The 19,553-nt window shown below is 62.7% G+C and carries 15 protein-coding genes; 1 reads left to right on the top strand and 14 read right to left on the bottom strand.

The features are described from left to right. Positions 1-22 precede the first annotated feature (22 nt). Together JBE38_RS26755 and JBE38_RS26760 are read right to left on the bottom strand one after the other, a co-directional pair. A complete protein-coding gene (locus JBE38_RS26755; RefSeq protein ID WP_205345514.1) occupies positions 23-1,000 on the bottom strand; it encodes a FecR domain-containing protein in 978 nt (325 codons plus the stop codon). Beyond that, a complete protein-coding gene (locus tag JBE38_RS26760) occupies positions 1,001-1,516 on the bottom strand; it encodes a sigma-70 family RNA polymerase sigma factor (RefSeq protein WP_205345515.1) in 516 nt (171 codons plus the stop codon). Between the two features lie 167 nt (positions 1,517-1,683). Between JBE38_RS26760 and JBE38_RS26765 the strand changes: the two genes are divergently transcribed. After that, positions 1,684-3,846, top strand: coding sequence for a TonB-dependent receptor (locus tag JBE38_RS26765; RefSeq protein ID WP_205345516.1), 2,163 nt, complete (start codon positions 1,684-1,686; stop codon positions 3,844-3,846). 52 nt (positions 3,847-3,898) lie between these two features. Here the strand turns inward: JBE38_RS26765 and JBE38_RS26770 are convergent, their stop codons facing one another. Genes JBE38_RS26770 through JBE38_RS26825 form a run of 12 tightly spaced genes read right to left on the bottom strand, consistent with a single transcriptional unit; the run spans position 3,899 to position 19,475 of the window. Next, on the bottom strand, positions 3,899-4,948 hold the full coding sequence (locus JBE38_RS26770) for a hypothetical protein (RefSeq protein WP_205345517.1): 1,050 nt from the start codon (positions 4,946-4,948) through the stop codon (positions 3,899-3,901). Next, complete coding sequence (locus JBE38_RS26775) at positions 4,945-6,768, bottom strand: hypothetical protein (protein WP_205345518.1); 1,824 nt, start codon at positions 6,766-6,768, stop codon at positions 4,945-4,947. The genes JBE38_RS26770 and JBE38_RS26775 overlap by 4 nt, the downstream gene beginning before the upstream one ends. A gap of 3 nt (positions 6,769-6,771) precedes the next feature. Then, a complete protein-coding gene (locus JBE38_RS26780) occupies positions 6,772-8,022 on the bottom strand; it encodes a hypothetical protein (protein WP_205345519.1) in 1,251 nt (416 codons plus the stop codon). 19 nt (positions 8,023-8,041) lie between these two features. Continuing rightward, positions 8,042-8,959: a hypothetical protein gene (locus JBE38_RS26785; protein WP_090371898.1), complete on the bottom strand. Its 918-nt coding sequence runs from the start codon at positions 8,957-8,959 to the stop codon at positions 8,042-8,044. 60 nt (positions 8,960-9,019) lie between these two features. Beyond that, complete coding sequence (locus tag JBE38_RS26790; RefSeq protein WP_205345520.1) at positions 9,020-11,383, bottom strand: hypothetical protein; 2,364 nt, start codon at positions 11,381-11,383, stop codon at positions 9,020-9,022. Positions 11,384-11,393: 10 nt separating this feature from the next. Next, positions 11,394-12,533 carry a hypothetical protein gene (locus JBE38_RS26795; protein ID WP_205345521.1) on the bottom strand — a complete coding sequence of 380 codons (1,140 nt, stop codon included), beginning with the start codon at positions 12,531-12,533 and terminating at the stop codon, positions 11,394-11,396. After that, complete coding sequence (locus JBE38_RS26800) at positions 12,503-13,948, bottom strand: alkaline phosphatase family protein (protein WP_205345522.1); 1,446 nt, start codon at positions 13,946-13,948, stop codon at positions 12,503-12,505. The genes JBE38_RS26795 and JBE38_RS26800 overlap by 31 nt, the downstream gene beginning before the upstream one ends. Further along, a complete protein-coding gene (eboE, locus tag JBE38_RS26805; RefSeq protein WP_205345523.1) occupies positions 13,938-15,158 on the bottom strand; it encodes a metabolite traffic protein EboE in 1,221 nt (406 codons plus the stop codon). Before eboE ends, JBE38_RS26800 begins: the two co-directional genes overlap by 11 nt. Next, positions 15,155-16,039, bottom strand: a complete 885-nt coding sequence (locus JBE38_RS26810; RefSeq protein ID WP_090371887.1) for a TatD family hydrolase — start codon at positions 16,037-16,039, stop codon at positions 15,155-15,157. Before JBE38_RS26810 ends, eboE begins: the two co-directional genes overlap by 4 nt. 24 nt (positions 16,040-16,063) lie before the next feature. Beyond that, positions 16,064-16,732: an EboA domain-containing protein gene (locus JBE38_RS26815; RefSeq protein WP_090371885.1), complete on the bottom strand. Its 669-nt coding sequence runs from the start codon at positions 16,730-16,732 to the stop codon at positions 16,064-16,066. Beyond that, positions 16,729-17,613 carry a UbiA family prenyltransferase gene (locus tag JBE38_RS26820; protein WP_205345524.1) on the bottom strand — a complete coding sequence of 295 codons (885 nt, stop codon included), beginning with the start codon at positions 17,611-17,613 and terminating at the stop codon, positions 16,729-16,731. Before JBE38_RS26820 ends, JBE38_RS26815 begins: the two co-directional genes overlap by 4 nt. Next, positions 17,610-19,475 carry a 3-dehydroquinate synthase gene (locus tag JBE38_RS26825; protein ID WP_205345525.1) on the bottom strand — a complete coding sequence of 622 codons (1,866 nt, stop codon included), beginning with the start codon at positions 19,473-19,475 and terminating at the stop codon, positions 17,610-17,612. The genes JBE38_RS26820 and JBE38_RS26825 overlap by 4 nt, the downstream gene beginning before the upstream one ends. Between the last annotated feature and the right edge of the window lie 78 nt (positions 19,476-19,553).

Genomic DNA, 19,553 nt, shown 5'->3' on the forward strand with positions numbered 1-19,553 from the left:
CCTTATTTATCGGTGCGCCGGGTCAGGCGGGGGCAAGGGTGACCCAATAGCCGCTCAAATGGTCGGCCGCACGCACCGGGTAGGTGTGCACCAGCATGTTCAAGGTGCGCTGGGTGTCGCTGATGGGGAAGGCGCCGGAAATGCGCAGGTCGGCAATCGCCGGATCGCAGCGCACGAAGCCTCGGCGGTAGCGTGCCAGTTCGGCGACAAAATCGGCCAGGCGCATCTTGTCGGCCATCAGCATGCCCTGGGTCCAGGTATCGGCGTTGCGATCGGCCAGGCTCGGCGCGTCGAAGGTCTGTGCAGAGAAGGCGGTGCGTTGCCCGGCATTGACGACCAGCGGCGACGTCTGACGGTTCTCGGCCAACGCGACTTGCACCGCGCCTTCGAGCACCACCAACTGGGTGCGCGGACCCCATTCACGCACGGTAAAGCGCGTGCCCAGGGCACGCATGCGGCCTTGGCGGGTATTGACCAGAAACGGCCGGGGGAGGGCGGCTGTATCCGTTGCGGTCTGCACCAGGATTTCGCCCTCGCGCAAATAGACCAGGCGTTGCTGGTGGTCGAACCGCACATCGATGGCCGTGTCGGTATTGAGGGTGATGCGCGAGCCATCGGCCAGGGTCAGTTCGCGGCGTTGGCCCACGGCGGTACGGTAGTCCGCTGTCCACTGCTGGGATTGGGCCAGCTTCCAGCCGCCCCAGCCCACGGGCATCATTGCCAGTAACAAGGCCAGTTTGCCCAGGGCCGCGCGCCGTTCCGGGTGGCTTGGCCGATCCAGTGCCGACATCGCCAGGGACGGCGGCAGGCCGCCCAGCGTACTCTGCAGCCATTGTGCCCGCGCCCAGGCGCGTTCGCGCTCCGGCGTACTGACCTTCCAGCGTTCCCAGTCGGCACGCTCGCTGTCGTTCAAGTCGTTCTCGCTCAGGCGCATCAGCCACTCGGCGGCTTCTTCGAGGGTTTCGGCTGCCAGTGGTGGCTCTCTACGCACTGTGGGCATTCATTCGACCCACATCAGGCATTGCAGGAAGGCTTGTTTCATGTAGCGCTTGACGGTGATCAGCGACACGTCCAGTTGCACGGCGATGTCGTGGTATTTGAGGCCGTTGATCTGCGACAGCAGGAAAGCCCGTTTGACCATGGGCGGCAGCGCGTCGAGCATCGCATCGATTTCATGCAGGGTCTCCAGCACCAGAAAGTGCGATTCCGGCGAAGGCGCCTCGTGCTGCGGCGCATGGGCGAGCGCATCCAGGTAGGCGCGTTCCAATGCCTTGCGCTGGTACCAATTGACCAGGATGCCCTTGGCCACGCAGCTCAAGTAAGCCCGTGGCCGCTCGATGACAGTGACTTGGGAGGCGAGGATGCGAGTGAAGGTGTCCTGGGCCAGATCCGCCGCATCCATGGCATTCCCGAGTTTTCTTTTCAGAGTGGCGTACAACCAGCCGTGATGCCCGCTGTAAAGCGCCTCGATCGCGCGCAGGTGGTGGTTGTGATCGGCGGAACAGGTTTCGCTCATGGCGCGCATTCGTGCAATTGAGAAGTATTCCCAATGCTAAAGGGCAAAGCCTTGATCGCGCAACGCCCATGAGGTCAAAAAAATATTCAGGAGGCTGATACTTTTTCGCGAGTCGACTGGCAATAGGCGTAATTCCCATTGCCTCTCGTTGAAAGGACCCCGATGTCATGCCCGTTACTCGCCGGTTAACACTCGCCATTCGTAGCGCCTTGATTCTGGCCGTCTCAAGCCCCCACGCCTGGGCCGTCACCCCGCAACCGGCTGACGGCACGCAGCCCCTGACCCTTGACGCAACCAACGTCAACGCCCGTTACAACGGCCCTGGCGACTTGCCCGACGTGCTTGCCGGCGGCCAGGTGGCCCGTGGTGCTCGCCTGGGTATGCTGGGTAACAAGGACGTTATGGACACACCATTCAGCGTGACCAGTTACACCGCCAAGACCATGGCCGACCTGCAAACCGTGACGGTGGCCGATGCCCTGGAGCGCGACCCGTCGGTGCGCTCTACCGGGCAGACAGGAGGCATCGTCGATTCGTTTTTCATTCGTGGGTTTGCCGTCGGTGAGGGCAACCTGGGCGAGTTGGCCTACGACGGTGTGTACGGCGTGGCGCCCAACTACCGGGCCTTCACCGACTATGCCGAGCGCATCGAGGTGCTCAAGGGGCCGGGTGCGCTGATGTACGGCATTTCGCCCAACAGCGGTGTCGGCGGGGTGATCAATATCGTGCCCAAGCGCCCGCTGGACCAAGACTTGACCCGTTTCACCGGTAGCTACGCTTCGGACTCCCAAGTAGGGGGGCACCTGGATATCAGCCGCCGCTTTGGTGACGAAAACCAGTTCGGCGTGCGTTTCAACGGCAGCCTCCAGGGTGGGGACACGGCGGTCGACAACCAGAGTCGCGACGTGGGGGTCGGGGCGATTGCCCTGGATTACCGCGGCGAACGGTTGCGCCTGAACCTCGACTACATCAGCCAGAAAGAAAGCTTCGACGGCGCATCGCGACCGTTCACCATTGCCGCTGGCGTGCAGGTGCCGTCGGCCGCCAATGGGCGTACCAGTCTGCCGCAGAAATGGGGCTGGTCGGACACCCAAGAGCAGTCGGCACTGCTCGGCGGCGAATATGACTTGAACGACTCACTGACTGTGTTCGCCCATGCGGGTGGCGGCCGGTCGGATGTGAAACGCATGTCCGACCAAGTGCCACAGATCCTCAATGACGCCGGTGACACCCGCAATACACCCGGTTACTACAAATTCAATGTCGATCGTTCGACGGCTGATATTGGCCTGCGGGGCAACTTTGTCACAGGCCCGGTGAGCCATATCACCACGTTGATGGCGACTCGTTATCAGGATGAGTTGTCCCGTGGCATCAACAACGGCACGCCGATCCTTTCCAACATTTATCACCCGGTGGACGCGCCGAAGCAGTCCATCAACAGCCCCAAGGTGCTGCGCATTTCCGAATCGGAGTTGTCCGGCCTCGCATTGAGCGACACCCTCGGCGTGCTGGACGACCGTATTCAGTTGACCCTGGGCGTGCGCCGCCAGGATATCGAGTCGCGTAACTACGCGGCCACGGGCGTCGTCAGTTCGCGCTACAAAGACAACGCGACGACGCCGCTGGTGGGGGTGGTGGTCAAGCCCTGGGAGGATGTTTCGCTCTACTACAACTATGTGGAGGGCCTGAGCAAAGGCGATATCGCGCCGGGCACGGCGGTGAACGCCGGGGAAGCCTTTGCGCCGTATACGTCCAAGCAGCATGAGTTGGGTGTGAAATATGAGCACGGCACCTTCATGACCACCGTGGCGCTGTTCCAGATTGAGAAGCCCGGCGGTGAGGTAGGCGCTGACGGCGTGTATTCGGTGCAGGCCGAACAGCGCAACCGGGGTGTCGAGTTGAGTGTGTTCGGCGAAGTGGCCCCCGGCACGCGCTTGATGGGCGGTGTGACGTTGCTCGATGGTGAGCTGACCCAGTCGGCCACTGCCGCCAACCGTGGCAATAAACCGGTCGGCGTACCGGACATCCAGGCCAACCTGTGGGGCGAATGGGATACGCCGTGGCTGGAGGGCTTTACCCTGACCGGCGGGGCGATCTACACCGACCGTCAATACGTCAACCAGGCCAACACCCAGGTGCTGGGTTCCTGGACACGCGTCGATGCCGGTGCACGCTATGCGACGAAGATCGAGGGCCGCCCGACAACGTTCCGCGCAACGGTGCAGAACGTGTTTGATCGTGAGTACTGGTCGGGCGTTGCGTCGTATGGGGCTTTTTCGCCAGGCTACCCGCGCACCTTGCAACTGTCGGCCACGGTGGATTTCTAAGCACGGGCCAAACGGCGGGGGAGCGTCCTGCAACGCTCTCCCGCCTGATCACTCAGAGCAACACCCGCCGCAGCCTGCCGCTCAGCGGTACGCTCCTGTGGTCGGGCGAAGGCAGCGCTCGCCCCGTCAACCCCATCCCTTCACTCACCAGTACCGCACCGTCCACTCGGCATACATTGGACGGTGTATCCAGCCCGCGGGCCAGCACTTCTACCTGCCCGGTCTTCAAGCCGCATCGCAGCAGCCGCCCGCTGAAACGGGTAAAACCGCCATGCAAAGGTGCGCCACTCCAGTCCGGTGGCAAGGGCTCTTGCAGGTGGCTGCAAAGTTCCAGCACCAGTAGATGCCCGTCCGGGCAGAGTGCCAGGCCGGTAGGCAGTTGCAGGCCGTGAACCACCACGTCGATACGCCCACTCGATGGGTCTACCCGAATCACTTGGCCGGCGCGGTCAGCGAAGTCGATGCCTTTGCGCGCAGGATCAGCGTGCAGTTCACCGGAAAACAGGCTGATCAGCACCGCATCGGTCTGGGCTTCGTACACCAGGGTGACGGGCACGGCGTCCTGGCCTTGCGCCAGATCGGGCAATTGCACCAGCACGCGCTCGTCCGCGCCGCTGCTGAACTCCACCAGTTGGTTGGTATCGGGCTTGACCGCCAGCCAACTCTTGCGGGTGGGGTGATAGCACAGCGCATTCAGGTTGCCCCGGCTATGGAATACCGGCTCAGGCGGGCTGTATTGCAGGTCCAGCAGTTTGGAGCCGCCAACGTAATCGGTCTGGCTGGCCAGACAGCGCCCGCCACCGCAGGCGATGTCCGACAGGCCCATGATCTCATCGCGCAGCATGCGCGCCTGCATATTCATGGCGCGAAACCCTTGGGCCAATACCTCGCCAGGCAGGTAGGCGCCGGGCTGATGGGGATCGGGTCGCAGGCGGCTGATACGACCGCTGAACGGCTGGTCCGGCAAGCCGGAGCCGGCTTCGGCCAGCAACAGGCTGCCATCGGCTTGCAGGCACAGGCCGCGGGGGTTGAGCAAGCTTTCGGCGATCAATGTGCTGGGGCGCAGGTTTTCGCCGGGCTGCGCAGGTATAAGAAGGGTCATGACTGATGCTCCGTCTGTGGCGGCTGCCACGGTTCACCGGTGAGGTACGCCCGCAGCAGCGCCCGCTGGCAGGGCGACATCGAGCGCACCACCGGCATGAACAGTGTGGTGCCTTTGTACACGTCCGAGGTGCGCGCGAGGATGGCATCCTTGGCGCCCATGACTGCGTCAGGCTGATTCAACGCGACGTAGCGCGACATGGCAGGGAAGGCCAGGTAGTGAAAACGCAGGACCTTGGGATACATCATTGCCCAGGTGATCGTGGTGCCCTTGGGAATGCCGAAATCGGTCTGCGCGTATTTGCGCAGGTTGGTGAAGTAGGCGCCGCTGGGATGGCCATTGACGCTATAGGCCAGGGCGACGAAACCCGCCTGGGCGGCACTGCCGGGTTTGAGCGTGACGGGGAAGCGGACGCTGGGCTGGCCGGCTTCCAGCGTCACGCTGGCGGGCACGTTGAGGAAATCCCAGTATTGCGGGGCGTCGTAGACCGCCGGTGCGCCGGGCGTCAGGTCGATCCGGGTGGTGTTGGGCACCGCGCCGCCCAGGTAGCTGACATACAGGGTAATCGACAAACCCTTGGGGTAATCCTCCAGGTACACATTGCGCTGGTCGGCATACACCCGGTACACCGACTCGATGGCGTTCAGTGAGGTCTCGGCCACCCGGTTCGGCGCCTTGATGGCCAGGGCGCTGGCCTTTACCGCCTGCTGCTGGCTGGTGTTCAACGGCACATCGACGATACCGCCGTACACGTAGTAATTGACCAGCGGGCTGGCGCTGGGGTCGAGGGTGATCAGGGGGGTGGTGCCGGCGGTCAACGTGACCGGGCCGTAATTGGCGTTAGGCCCGATGGGGCTGGTGATGTCGTCCCTGACGGCGCGGAAAGTCTGTTTGGGGATCACATTGACCATATCGAGGCTCAACAGCGCCGCATTGGCCAACTGCGCGTAGCCCGTGTTCCTGGTGTCCTGGTTGATCAGTTGCCGGCCCGGCTGGCAATCGAGGGGTTCACCGGCAAACGCCGGGGCCAGGGTGCCGATGACCCGGCCGATGCTCGGGTTCGGCGTATCCCGGCCGTTGGCGTAGTCGTCGACCAATTGCGCGGTGGTCATCTGCGGGCACATTTCGAACATCACGAAACGCAGCACGATCCCGGTGGCCCCCGGCGCCTGGATGATCGCGCGCAGGCCGCTGCTGTTCTGGTTCCAGCTGACGATACTGCTCAACGGGAAAGTCAGTTGAAAGGTGCCGCTGAACCGAAAGGAGCCCGGTGCATCCATGCTGGGCGGTTCCAGCACGCGTTTTTTCACATCCAGGCTGCTGCACACCGCATTGGCGTGAATCAACAGTTGGATGTTGTCGTTGTTGCCGATCTGCAGGCCGCCGACGAAGATCTGGGTGGTGGTCGAGGCCGTGGGGTCCAGGTCCACCATCATCGGGCCGGAAATCGGTCCTTGTTGGGTCACCGGGTCTATGGAGCCCAGCAGGTAGACCGGCTGGCCGACCTGGTCGCCGCTGGTGCCGACATTGCCCGGGCTGCCTTGGGAACTGATCAGCGCGTTCTTCATGCTCACCACATGTTGCCCGTAGTGGTTCCAGCCGCCGGCGGTGTAGTAATTGCCGTTGGGCGTGTTGATCATGTTGTTCAGTTGCTCGTCGCTATACAGCTCGGCCTCGGGGGCCAGGGTGGAGGTGGTCAGGTCAAACAGCGGCCAGTTGGCATCCGAGTTCTGCGGCAGGGTCGGGGAGTTGTTCGGCAGGCTGACGTCCGTGCGGATGCCGCCCCAGAAATTCAGTCGGGGTCCGTTGAGGATGCTCATGGTCTATTCCTTGTCCTTGGGCGATGGGTTGCCCGGCGCGTTGGCGAATTTGAACAGGTAGGAGAAGTCGGACTTGTAGCGGCTCTTCACCGGCGTCGCCATGGAGTGGCAATTCATGCAACTGCTGTTTTGCTGGATATAGCTCTCCATGGTCACGTTGGCCGACAGTGCCGGGGTCGGGTCACCCAAGGGGTTGCCGGGGTCGTTCGGTGTGCTCGGGCGCTGGGTGGTGATGAGCTGGTAGTACTTCAACGGGCTGTTTTGCAGCCCGGTGTTGGCGCGGTAGGTCGTGTTGACGGCCTGGGTGATGTCGGCAATCGGGGTCACGCGGCTGAGCGGGTTGGGGGTTTGGAATGTCATGCCCGGTTTGGGCACGCAGACCAGCTGGGTGCCGTGGGTTTGCCAGTCGCAGGGCGACTGGTTGGTAGTGCTGGCGTCTGGGTTGAAGTAGCTGTAGGTGCCGTTGCTACTCTGCGCAGACGGCAGGTTGTCGACCTGCTCGAAGGTTGACCAGATCCACTGCGGATAGCCGGCCGCCTTGGTGATGACATGCAGGCCCACCAGCCCCAGGTAGGCTTCGGTCACACCGGTACGCTGGCCCTGGCTGTCGAATGTGGGCACACGGGCGAGCATCGTCAGATAGCGGCTGGCGTTGTCGTGGGGGGTGAGGATGCGCCAGCTGGACTTGACCTCGATGACTCCATTGGGGAAAGCGATGTTGTTCGCCTTGGACACCACATTGGCGTTGTAGAAGGTGTTGCTGACAATGTAGTTGTAGGAGATCTCGTTGGCCGAAATGTCGTAAAAGGTCGGGTTACCGGCCTGGTCGATCAGCCAACCGCCGACCGCCTGGTCAACCGAGTTGACCTGCGAGCTGTTTTTCAATGCGGCAATATTGATGATGCCCAGGCTTTTGGCGAGTAGCGGGGTGTTCCACGGCCCCGGGTTGGCGGCCTGAGGCAGGAATATTTCTTCGACCGTCTTGTAGGTCTGCCACACGGTGTAACCGGCAGCGCCCGGTGCTTTGCTGCAGTCGGGCTGGCCGCGCTGCCCGTTTTGTGCCGGCCAGTTCAAGGCGATAAACAACTGCCAACTGTAGGTATCGAACGGTCCTTGCCCGGCGTCGGCGGCCGGTGCGCTGGTCGGCGGCCGGCAATTGAGCTGGGTCGCTTGTGCCGACGGCTGGGGAGCTTCCCGGGCCTGGGCCGACAGGCTGGCCAGCCCGAGTAACATCACACTCAGTAGCGTTTTCATGGCGGTTCATCCTTGAAGGTCAGGGCTTGCGCTGCATGAGCTGGTTCCACTGCGCCTTATGCCCATTGCTCTGGGCTGCCGGTGGCTCGAACAACTGGCAAGGCGGCGGGTTCGACGGGCACATGGCGGCCACTTGATTCCAGGTCTCGGCCGGGTCGGGCTTGGCGATGCGAAAGTGGGTGTAGTTCTGGCTGACGATGGGCGCGTTGGCGACGCTGGTGTCCCCCGAGAAGAAAAACGATTGCGGCAGTCGGTAAGGCGGCTTGCCCGTCAGCTGCTTGTTGAAGGCATAGCCGAACAGAATCGGCCCCGACGGCGACTGCAAGTCCAGGGCGTAAGCCTGCACGCTGCCATTGAGGTGTTGGCTGCGTTCGACGCTGTAGGGCAGGTGCTGCACGAAGTCCTGGCGCGGCGGGTGGTTCATCGGCGAGAACATGCAGCAGGCCGGCATGTCTTTCGGGCGGTCCTGCGGGTACGTGAGGAAGTACGCCTTATTGCCCAGGGACACGAAGGAGCAGCTGTAATTGTTGTTCTTGATCGGAAAGATCGGCAGGCAGTACTTCTCGTAGTGCTCCATCATCGCGCCGAAGCCGTCGCCGTCTGCCGGGATGTAGGTGGTGTCGTAATAGCTGGTGCCCTTGGATACCGTGTAGTCCGAAGGTTGCAGGGTCGAGGGCGGGTTACTGTAGGGCGGTGGGTTCTTCTCGTAGTTGTGCATCACCCGGTACATCGTCCAGTCGCTGATCCATTGCGCCGGGAAGAATGGGTCGGACGGCTCGCCGGGAAGCCGTTTGGCGATGCAGTTGCCGTTTTGTTCATTGCACCCTTCGGTGTTGTGCACGCCGTTGGTGAAGTACACGGCAGCGTCGTCGGCAAACGCGCCGGGGCTGAGCAGCAGTAGCAGCAGCAACAGCCGGTTCAAGAGGCGGGTATTCATCATCACACTCCTGTGTTGTGCCGGGTGACGCAGGTGTCACCCGGTGGTTCCGTCAGTGGTTCAGTGGTAGTCGCTCATGCTGAGCGGTATGGGAGGGTAATTGCGCTTGACCAGGGCTTGTGCCCACAGCTCCAGCACCGCGCGACGGCTTTGCGGCATGTCGCGGGTGATCGGCATCGCCAGGGTGCTTTCTTCCTGGTACGGTTTGCTGATCAGCACAATCAACTGGTCCACGGCGCCTTCAATGCGCGTCAGGGAGTTGAGCGGCATGTACTTGCTCATGATCGGGTACAGGTAATAAAAAGGTTGCAGGATGAAGGGGTAGATGAAGGTCTCCCAGATGATCTGGCCGGCATCTTCGCGCTGGTAAATCAGGTTCCACGCATTGACGAAGTCCTGTTGCAACTGGGGTTCCAGCGGCAGCACGCGCAACGGCGCGAGGAAGTCGGTGTAGGCTTGGTTGAGGGGGAAGCTGAAGGGGATGGTCGGTGCCTGCTGACCTTCCTGCACAAAGAAGCGCAGCGTGGGAAACCCCGGTGCCTGGGCCGTGACGGTCAGGTTGGCGATACCGTTGGCGTCGGTCTGCACCTTGGCCAGGCTGTATTGCACGGTGTTGCTGAGGGGGTCCTTGAGCGTGCCTTGCATGGGGATCGGGTTGGCAAAGGTGAGACACGGGCTCAAGGCAACCGAAGCCGGTGTCGGCAGAAATTGCCGGTAGGTCACAGGCTCGGTCTGATCGTCGGACACGGCGAGGCGCGTCGCCATCAGCTGGCGGCCGGTGCCTTCGGTGATCTGGCCGGCCAGCGGTATCGTCCCAATGAATTGCGGCAGGTTGGGGCTGTTGTTGATGGGGTTCTGCGGGTCGTTGTTGAACAGCGTGAAGTCCGCATCATTACTGAATGCCAGGTAGTAATCGGTGGTGCACAGCATGTAGGCGTTGTTGTATTGCGCAACCCACAGCGTGGTACCGGCCGGTGCCGGCTGGCCGTCGAATTGCACCATGATCTGCAGCGTCTTGGTGTCTCCCACATCGATGAAGCTGGCGCTCTGCACCACTTCGGCGGTCCACAGTTGCTGGGTCGCGGCGATGATGGCCGTGGTGCCGGGTTGTTGCAGTTCCAGGCTACCGGTCTGCAACAGGCTTTGTGCATCGACCGTCAACGGCAGGTCGAGGATGCCCGAGCGCTGGTCGAATTGCGCCTGTTGGTAATCGTCGTAGCCGAAGCTGGCGATGGGGGTGAATTGCGTGCCCTGGCGCACGCCCACTTGATAGTCGCCGGCCTGGTATTTGGCTGCGACGGGGATGTCGGTCTTGGGCTCCAGGGGATAAAACGGGAAGGTGTTGCCCAGGTCCAGAGACAAGGTATTGCCATGGGCCTGGGCCGAGATCACGCCGAGCTGCGCCGAGGTGGCATCGCTCGGTGAGGTTTTGTAGATCGGCACCGGCTGGGCGGGTACCAGGCGCCGCCCGGCGGGGGCAGTGGGAAATTCGTCATCGAACCACAGGCCCAGGGTGCCCACCGTACGGCTGTAGGCCGGGTTGAAGAAAATATCGCCGACGTTGTCCAGGCCCTGTTGATACATGGCCTGCACTTTAGCCTGGGCCTCGGGCGTGGCGTCGTGGGTATCGATCGGTGGGTAGTTGTTGAGGATGCCGTTCTTGTCGTAGCAGGTCAGGTAGGTGGAAAAGCGGAACATCAACCCCTTGGCATTTTGCTGTTGCATCTGGGTTTGCAGGTTTTGCAGCAACGCTGAATTGCCGAGCACCCAGGACAGGTTTTCTTTCGGGAAGCAGGTTTGCCAGGTGGTGGTGACGTAGGCCAGGCCGCCGAGGTTGGCCCAGTTGAAGTTGAGAAAGCGGTCGAGCATGCGGTGCTCGCGCTTGAGCGTCAGGCCACATTGGGCATTGCCCAACACCAGGCTGTCGAAGTACAGCGCGGTGAAGGTGTTCTGCCAAGGGCTCACATCGACGAAGCGCGCCGGTGAGTTCGGCGCACCGCCGAACGAGTTGCCGAGCAACTGAAAGCTCTGGTTGATCAGCGGGTCCTGGCTCACGTAGCCACCTTCCGGCAGCTCGCCGCCAGTGATCACCGATTGCGTCTGGTTGTAGCTCACGGTGCCGCAGGCGTTGTCGCCGAACAGGTTCCATTCGCCGGGGATGGTCGGCGCGGCCAAATTCGCGGCATTGCCCGGCACCTGCATGACGTAGGCGGGCACCTGGGTCGGGGGCAGCGGCGTTATGGTCCAGGGCAGCAGAGTGCTGGCAGCGTTCCATGGCGTGATGTCGAAGTCTTTCAGGAACCGCCAGTTCATCTGCATCTTCACCGCGTCGTAGAGCGGGAACATGTCATTGTTGTTGGCGGTCGGCGGGTTCCAGAACATATGGCCGCCGAGGTAGATGCGCGGGAAATTCAATACGCTCATGTCAGGCTCCTTAACGTTGCCACTGGGCGCGTTTGAGCGACCAGACAAAATCCAGTTTGTGGTAACCAACAAAGTCGGTGTCCGGTAGCGGGGCGGTGGGGTAGACGATGCCGCCGTCTTTGTTCAGGGCGAAATTGAAGTAGCCCTGCTTGGGCGAATACGCGGCGGTGCCATGGCAGGCGAAACACGACGACTCGCTCTGGAACGCTGATTCCAACTGGGAGTTGGCGAGCAAGGTCGGGGTGGTCTTGGACTGCACGCCGATCAACTCATACTGCGCCAGTGTCGGGTACTGGGCCTGGAATGTGCTGTTGACCGGTTGCGCCGCCGGGGTCGGCCCGGTGCTGTTGGTCATCGGCGTGGGCGGGATTGCGTTGGTCACGGTGTACTTGCCGTTATTGCGGTTTTCGAAGGTGGTCCACACCCAGTCGGGATTGAGTTTGTTGATCACATGCAGGCCGCTCAGCGCGGCATACCCCACCACATACTGCGTGCCTTGCTGGTAGTAGGCCTGGGCGATGTAGTAGCCGTCATTGGCCAGTTGCTGCTGGTAGCTTTGGTCGTTGCCGATCCACAGCCAGGCGGCTTTGAGCTCCCAGGCAGTGGCGGGAAAATCAAGGTCGCTGGTCAGCGCGGCCTGGCCATTCACGTTGTAGACCTTCTGCTGCACGATGTAATTGAAGGTGTCCTCGCCCATCAGCAGTTGGAAGCGCACCGCCTGGCCTTGTTCGGCGGCGGGTACCTGGCCGCCCATTTCCAGGATCAGCCCGTCCACCTGCTGGGTGGCGTTGAGGTTGTGGAAGGTGCGATTCGGGTTCATACCCATCGCCTGGGCCTGGGTCAGTACGGCGGCAGGCGGCGCCACGCTCTGGTTGTAGGGTTGGGGCGCGGCGCCATTGGGCAGGTAGACCTGGTCGGAAGGTTTCAAGGTTTCCCATACCACATTCGGGCTCTGTGCAGCGGCCGGCTGATTCAGGCAGGCAAACCAGTTCCAGGCCAGGGTCTTGGGGCTTTGCACGAAGGTGGCCCGGGTCTGATCGAGGTTGCCTCCATACTGCAAAAAGTTCGTGCAGTCGAAGGGGTTGGTGTCTTGGGCATGGGCCAACCCGGCCAGTGCACTCAGGACTGTGAAAGATAAGGCTCGCCGCATGGAAGCTCCTTGGCTGTGGCCGGTTCGGTCTGTGGGCGCCCCAGGAAATGCTCCAGGAGCAGTTGCTTCACGGCCGTCGCCGCCAACCGTGGCGGTAACGACAGTGCGCAATCGGTGATCAGCAACGGGCCGTTCTGCGCGTTGCTCGGAAGGCAACCATGGCTGCCACGCACCAGTGAGGTGTCCAGCGGGATCAGGTCCATGTAGTAGCGAAAGCCGAGTTTTTTTTGCAGCAGGCGCCGCGCCACTTTCAGCGTGGGAAAGCGAATGGCCGGGTCGACAAACAGCTCCACCGGGTCGTAGCCGGGCTTGCGGTGAATGTCCACGGTACGCGCGAAGTCCGGTGCTTTGCGCTCGTCCAGCCAGTAGTAGTAATCGAACCAGCACCCGCTGGCGGCCACGGCCACCAGTTCGCCGCTGCGCGGATGGTCGAGCTGCCAGGCGTGTTGCTCGGCTTTATCCAGCACCTGTTCGATGCCGGGCTGGCGCTGCAGCAGGGCCTTGACTCGAGGAATGTCCTGGGCGCGTTTGACGTAGATATGCGCAATTTGATGGTCCGCCACCGCAAACGCCGGGCTGGCGCCAGGGTCGAGCAGTTCCCAGCCCAGGGACTGGCGCACCTGCAACAGACCTTCGTTGCGCAGGATGCGGTTGATCGACACCGATTGCTCGACCGCATCGATTCCATATTCCGAGAGCAGCATCACGGCGGCGCCCTGGGCCTGGGCAAAATCCAGCAGGCGCCCGACCTGGCTGTCGATGGCGCGGACTTCGGCGGCGATCGACGGATGCTCAGGCCCCACGCGTTGCAGGCTGTAATCCAGGTGGGGCAGGTAGATCAGTTGCAGATGTGGCCGGTTGATCTGGAATTCGGTGATGGCGCAATCAACGATCCAGCGGCTCGAGGCAATGCCCGCCGCCGGCCCCCAGAACCCCGGGAACGGGAACTCGCCGATCTGCTGCTCGATCTGCTCATGCAGCTCGGGTGGCGACGAATACAGGCCGAACTGTTTGCGCCCATCGGCCGGGTAGTGCGGGCGCGGGGTGATGGCGGCGTCCACGTCGGCATACATGTTGAACCACCAGAACAGCTGGCTGCAGCGAAACCCCGGGATTTCGCGTTGGAGCGTGTGCCAGACCTTTTCCCCCTGGATCAGCCCATTGGGTTGCAGCCAGAAACGCACCTCGGCCTGGTCGCGAAAGTACCAGCCATTGCCGACGATGCCATGCTGCGACGGCGGCGCGCCGGTGAGGATCGACGCCTGCACCGTCGAGGTCACGGCGGGGAATACCGGTTGCAAGTGAGCCAACTGGGCGGTCTTGAGCAACCGGTTGATGTGCGGTGTCGCCTCACCGAGCAGCGCAGGCGTCAGCCCTACCACGTTGATCAGCAGCAGCGGTTGCTCAGAAAGCATCGGCGTAGGCCTCCCGGCTATAGGCGTGCAACAGGCCGCGCTGGCGCAACTGGTCCTCGACCCAGTGAAGTTCGGCGACGATGCCTTCGAGCTGGGCCAGGGTGGTGGTGGGGCGCAGTTGAGCGGGCAGCACGCCCCAGCTGTAGGTCTCGACCTCCAATACCGGGTGAAACTCGACGTGGTCGGACAGGTAGTCGAAGGTCTGCGCCAGCGCCTCCTGGCTGCCGCTGAGTTCGGGCAGCAGCAACCGTTCGCTGAACAGCGGGATATGGAAGTGAACGCGCAGCTCGCCAAATTCACTGCACTGCGCCAGGGCTGCGGGCAAGTCCGCCCAGGCCACGCGTCGACCCTGTGGGTCGAGAGCCTTCACCTGGTGCAGGTAGGTGGCTTCGGCAAAGCGGCCCAGGGTGTCGAGCACCTGTTCGCGTCGCGGATCATGCGGCGGCGGCAGGCGGCAGATCATCGCGTTGGACAGCTGGACCTTGCCCACCGGTACGCCCGCCTGGCGTAGCCGATCCAGGGACTGGTAACAATCCTCGAACATGACCGCCTGGTGGCATACGTCGAAACACAGGGCCAGGTAGGCATGGTTCGGGTCCATCGCCTGCCGTCGCTGGAAAAACGCAATGGCCTGCTCGGTGTTTTCCAGCACGCAGTCCGGCTCCATCTCCAGGCAGAACACAATTTTCTTGCCGCTGTCCTGGTGCAATTGGGCGAGTGCGGCGGTGAGTTGGCTGAGGTGCTCGTCGGCACGCGCTTGCAGCACCGTGCTCCAGGTGGCGGCATAGCCCAGCGGCACCGTGGATATCACCCCTTGGCGGCAATCCGGCGGTAACGCCTGGGCCAGCAGGTACGCCAGGTCGAGGCTGTAGGCCAACCGCTGCGGGTCGGCCCAACTGGGCAGGTAGACCTCGGCTTTCACCGCGCCCTGATGGAACTCGCCATAGGGGAAGCCATTCAAGGAGGTCAGGCGCAACCCACTGCTTTGCAGCAACGCCAGGAATTCCTGGCGCGCCGCGGGTTGCTGCAACTGCCGGGCCGCGTGAGCGCAGATCCACAAACCACTGTCCTGCACGTCCAACCCGCGCAGGTTGCGCACGCCCCGGAAATGTTCGGCGATCGAGGCCCTGAGCCCGGCCAGGTCGCGGGTCGGGTGCACATTGCTGCAATAGCCGACCTGAGTGGCCGTCCAACCGCCGATGTCGCTCATTTGACCACCGGCTCCTGGCCGCGCAGGGCCGAGTTGTCCTGCCATTGCTTGCGCTGGTCGATGGGCAGCGGTGTGCTGACCAGGGCCTTGTCCAGCTGGCCGCTCTGGGCGAAGAAATCCACCGGGTTATGGAACAGCACCTGTTCGACCTGGGCCTGGCTGAAGCCCGCCGCCAACATCGCCTGGCCGGTCTTGGGCACCTTCAGCGGGTCGCTGATGCCCCAGTCAGCGGCACTGTTGACCACCATTTTTTCCGTGCCGTATTCCTGGAGCAAGGCGACCATGCGCTGCTCCGACATCTTGGTGTTGGGGTAGATGGAATGGCCGCGCCAGCAGTCGCTGTCGAGCACCAGGGGCAAGGTCAGTTCGTTGAGGTGGTCGATGATCACCAGGTGCTCGGCAATCCCCACTTCGCGGATCACCGCCAGGGTGCGCTTGGTGCCGCCGATCTTGTCGCGGTGGGGCGTGTGCACCAGCACCGGCAGGTTGAACTGCCTGGCCAGCTCCAGTTGCGCGGCGAGAAAACGGTCCTCTTCGGGGGTGATGTCGTCGTAGCCGATTTCACCGACGGCCACCACACCGTCTTTCACCAGGTAACGCGGCAATATCTCCAGCACCTCATTGGCCACGGACAGGTCATTGGCCTCCTTGGGGTTCAGGCCAATGGTGCAGAAATGATGGATGCCGAACATGCTGGCGCGAAAGCGTTCCCAGCCGAGCAAGGTGTCGAAGTAGTCGATGAAACTGCCGACGCTGGTGCGTGCCTGGCCCTGCCAGAACGCCGGCTCGATCACCCCGGTAATCCCGGCGGCGGCCATGTTCTGGTAGTCGTCAGTGGTGCGGCTGACCATATGGATATGCGGATCGAAGTAGGTGGGCATAGTGAATCCTCTTCAGGGAAAGTCTCAGTTCAGGTACGGGTGCCACTGCGGTGGCAGGTGTCGGCGTTGTTCCGGGTCCAGCAGGTGGAAGGCGATCACCTCGGGCAGGCCGGGCGATATGGGACGGCCCGCGGCCTGTTGCTCTTGCATCAGGTCCAGGGCCAACTGATTGAACGTGGTGCTATGCCGTTGCTTGAGGCCGACCACACGCCCGACGTCCAGGCCCATGCCGAGTGCCTTGAGTACAAGCTGGTGAAAGGCCCGCTCGGGGTAATGGCGTGATGGGTAGGCGTTGTCGAGGGCCAGGGCGGCAAACACCTGCGGGTTGCTGGTGCGTCCGGCCTGCAAGGCCAGCGCCAGGCACTGACCGTTGCTGTCGAGCCAGTCGAGGGCACCGAGCAGGGCGATTTTTTCCTGATCGTCGCCCCACAGGAACCACTGGCGTAGCAGGGTTAAATGTTCGGCAATGGCGGCGGTTTCCAGCACCTGGCCCAGCAGCAGTGCACGCGCCAGGTCGACCTCAGGGGCCGTCAAGTGACGCTTGCACTGGCTGCTCAACAATGCCGCCGTGGTGGCGTCCGGTTGTTGCGCGAGCGCGGCCTGCGCCTGGCACCACCACAGCGCTTGGCTGTCGTGCAGTCGCTGGCTTAGGACTTGGCGCAGTTCGATAAGGCGATCCTGGCGCATGTTCATGTCGGCTTGATCCAACGCTGAAAGTGGGGAAGCAGCAAAAACACCAGCACACACAGCAGACTGCCCAACGGCTGGTCGGCCACGGCCAACACCAGCCCATCGAACAGCGGCAACGCCGCCAGGCCTGCGCCGATAAAAGCGCGCACCTGACGTTGTTGCGGGTTGGCCAGGTGCCTGCGGTAGTGCAGGCCCAACCAACCCAGCCAGAGCAGCAGCACCGGCCAGAACCACAGGTTGTTGGAGTAGATCGCCAAAGCCAGCGGGCTGAGCATCAGCAACAGCGGCAGACGGCTGACCAGTTGGTTGCGGTGTTCCTGGCGAGCCAGGTAAGTCAGGCCGCTGATGTACACGCCCAGCAGCATTGCGCACAGCCAGATCGGCTCCGGCGGCAGTGCGAGGCTGGCTGCCGCCGTGAGGTACAGCGCCGAGCGGCACGCTCCCATCAGCCATACGCTGTGGGCGTATTTTTTGTGCAGCAGGTTGTAGCCGAAGATGCAGGCCAGCAGCAGCCCCACGCCGCCAAGCAGCCAGTGGGGCTGATCGATCAGGCGGCTCAGGCCCAGCACGGCCATGGCGGCGAGGATCAGCAGCAGCGCCGTGGCCAGGCCCACTTGCTGCCGGCTGGCCAGGCCCAGGGTGATGGGGCGCGGGTTGTGGTGTTGTTGATCCCAGTCGGCGTCCAGCCAGTCGTTCAACAGCATGCCGGCCAGGTACAACAGCGACAGCGTGCTCAGCAGCAACCCCCAGACCAGCGACGACGGCGGCGCCAACGCTCCGGCGCTGCTGGCGAGCAGGGCGGCAGCCAGCGTGTTGGTCCACACCGTGGGCAGGTTGGACACGCGACCCAGGGTCAACCAGGTTTTCAGGTTGGCCTGGCTCATTGCGCGTAACTCAGTGGCAGCGCCAGGTCGCCGCGGTTCGCCAACCGTTGCAGCGCCTGTTCCATTTGTGCGTCATCGATGGCATGCAGGTCTACCGACTCTCCGATGCAAAGAAGCATGGGGATCGACAGCTGCCCGCCCAGGTGCTGACGGAACTCCTCCAGGCCGAGCAACACCTGGGAGCGGCCCTGGGCATCTTTCATCTTCAGTTCCGGCGGGCACAGGTTGAAGCCCAGGGTGTGCAGCAGGTTCATCAGCCGTTGCGTGTCGCTAGCGCTCAACAACCCCACGGCATTGGCGTACAGACCGTCCAGAGCCATACCCACGGCGACGGCTTCACCATGACGCAGGCGGTGCTGGCTGAGGTTTTCCAGCTTGTGCGCGGCCCAATGCCCGTAGTCCAGTGGGCGGCCATTACCGCGTTCGAACGGGTCCCCGGCGCCGGTGATATGCCCCAGGTGCAGTTCGGCGCAACGGCGAATGGCGTAGCGGCTGGTCGGGTGATCAAAGCGCGCGAGGGCGTCGGCATGCTGCTCCATCCACTCGAAAAACACCGAGTCCTTGATCAGCGCCACCTTGACCGCTTCGGCCAGCCCGGCGATCTGGTCGCGGTGGGTCAGGCTGGTGAGCAATTGGAAGTCGTTGAGCACCGCTGTAGCGGGATAGAACGCGCCCAGCAGGTTCTTCTGACCGAAGGCATTGATGCCATTTTTCACCCCGATACCGGCGTCGTTCTGCGCCAGTACCGTGCTGGGGACGCGCACCAGACGGATGCCGCGATGAAAGGTCGCGCAGGCGTAGCCCACCGCGTCCAGCACCGCACCGCCGCCCAGGGCCAGTACGTAGCAATGCCGGTCCAGATGGTGCTGCAGCATGTCGCTGTAGAGCTGCTCCAGGACTTGGGTGTTTTTGCTCAGTTCGCCGGCCGGCACGGCGATGGGCGCCGTTTGCAGGTGCAGGTCGGTGTGGGCGGCGAAATACGCGTCGATCTGCTCCCGCAGCTGAGGCGCGCTGTGCAGCAGTTGTGCGTCGGCAAATATCAGCACCGTCACTGGCCCGTTGTGCGGTGCGCTGAGTTGTTGATGCAGGCAAGGGTTGCGTGGGTCGAACAGGTGGTCGGTGAACACCACCGGGTAGTCATAGCTGACGCTGAAGCAGCCACGCAACGCTTGTTCGGCAGCGGGTTTACGCAAGGTCTTGAACAGGCTGTACCCCGCCACGAACAGCAGCGGTAGCAGCATGCTGGCAAGGATCGTCACCAGCAGTGCATTCTGCTCGATCAGGAACGTGCCGATGGCGGTATAGGCCAACGCCAGGCCCGCATTGGCCAGCGTGGTAATCAACAGAAACGCGCGCAGCGGGTAACGCTGCATTCCGGCGGCCACCACCGAAGTTTCCGCCAGCACCGGCACCCCGCGCAGGCAAATCAACGACAGCGTGTTCAGCCGATACGCCAAGTGCCCCGGGCGACGCTGATGCAGGCCAAGACGACCGGATAACAACCGAAAGTAGCCGGCGCCCAACGCGTAGCCCAACCCGGCACCCAGGCACAAGCCGATAAAAATCACCAGGTAGCCGCCCAGGCTGCCGAGCATGGCAACCGCCAGCAGCGCAACCACGCTCGAGGGTACGGGCAGCAGCACATCCAGCGCGAGCAGGGTAATCAGCAGCAGGGCCAGGTTGAGTGCCACACCGGGCGTGGAAGGTTGGTACAGGTTGAGGTGAAGCAGGAAGGCCTGGATCTGTTGCTCGAACAACAGGAAGCTGGCGATGACCAACACGCAAAAGCCAAACAATGACAGCCAGAAATGTTGGGCTGGCCCCTTTTTCAAGAACGCACGATACGGCTGGCTGCGTTTCATCAAAGCATCCCTTCTGAGTATTAAGACTTAAGTTCCGTGTCTGTATTTAGAGCAGCGTCGGGTCTTGTTTCAGAGCAA

The organism is Pseudomonas sp. ICBG1301 (assembly GCF_016918385.1).
Taxonomy (GTDB): domain Bacteria; phylum Pseudomonadota; class Gammaproteobacteria; order Pseudomonadales; family Pseudomonadaceae; genus Aquipseudomonas; species Aquipseudomonas palleroniana.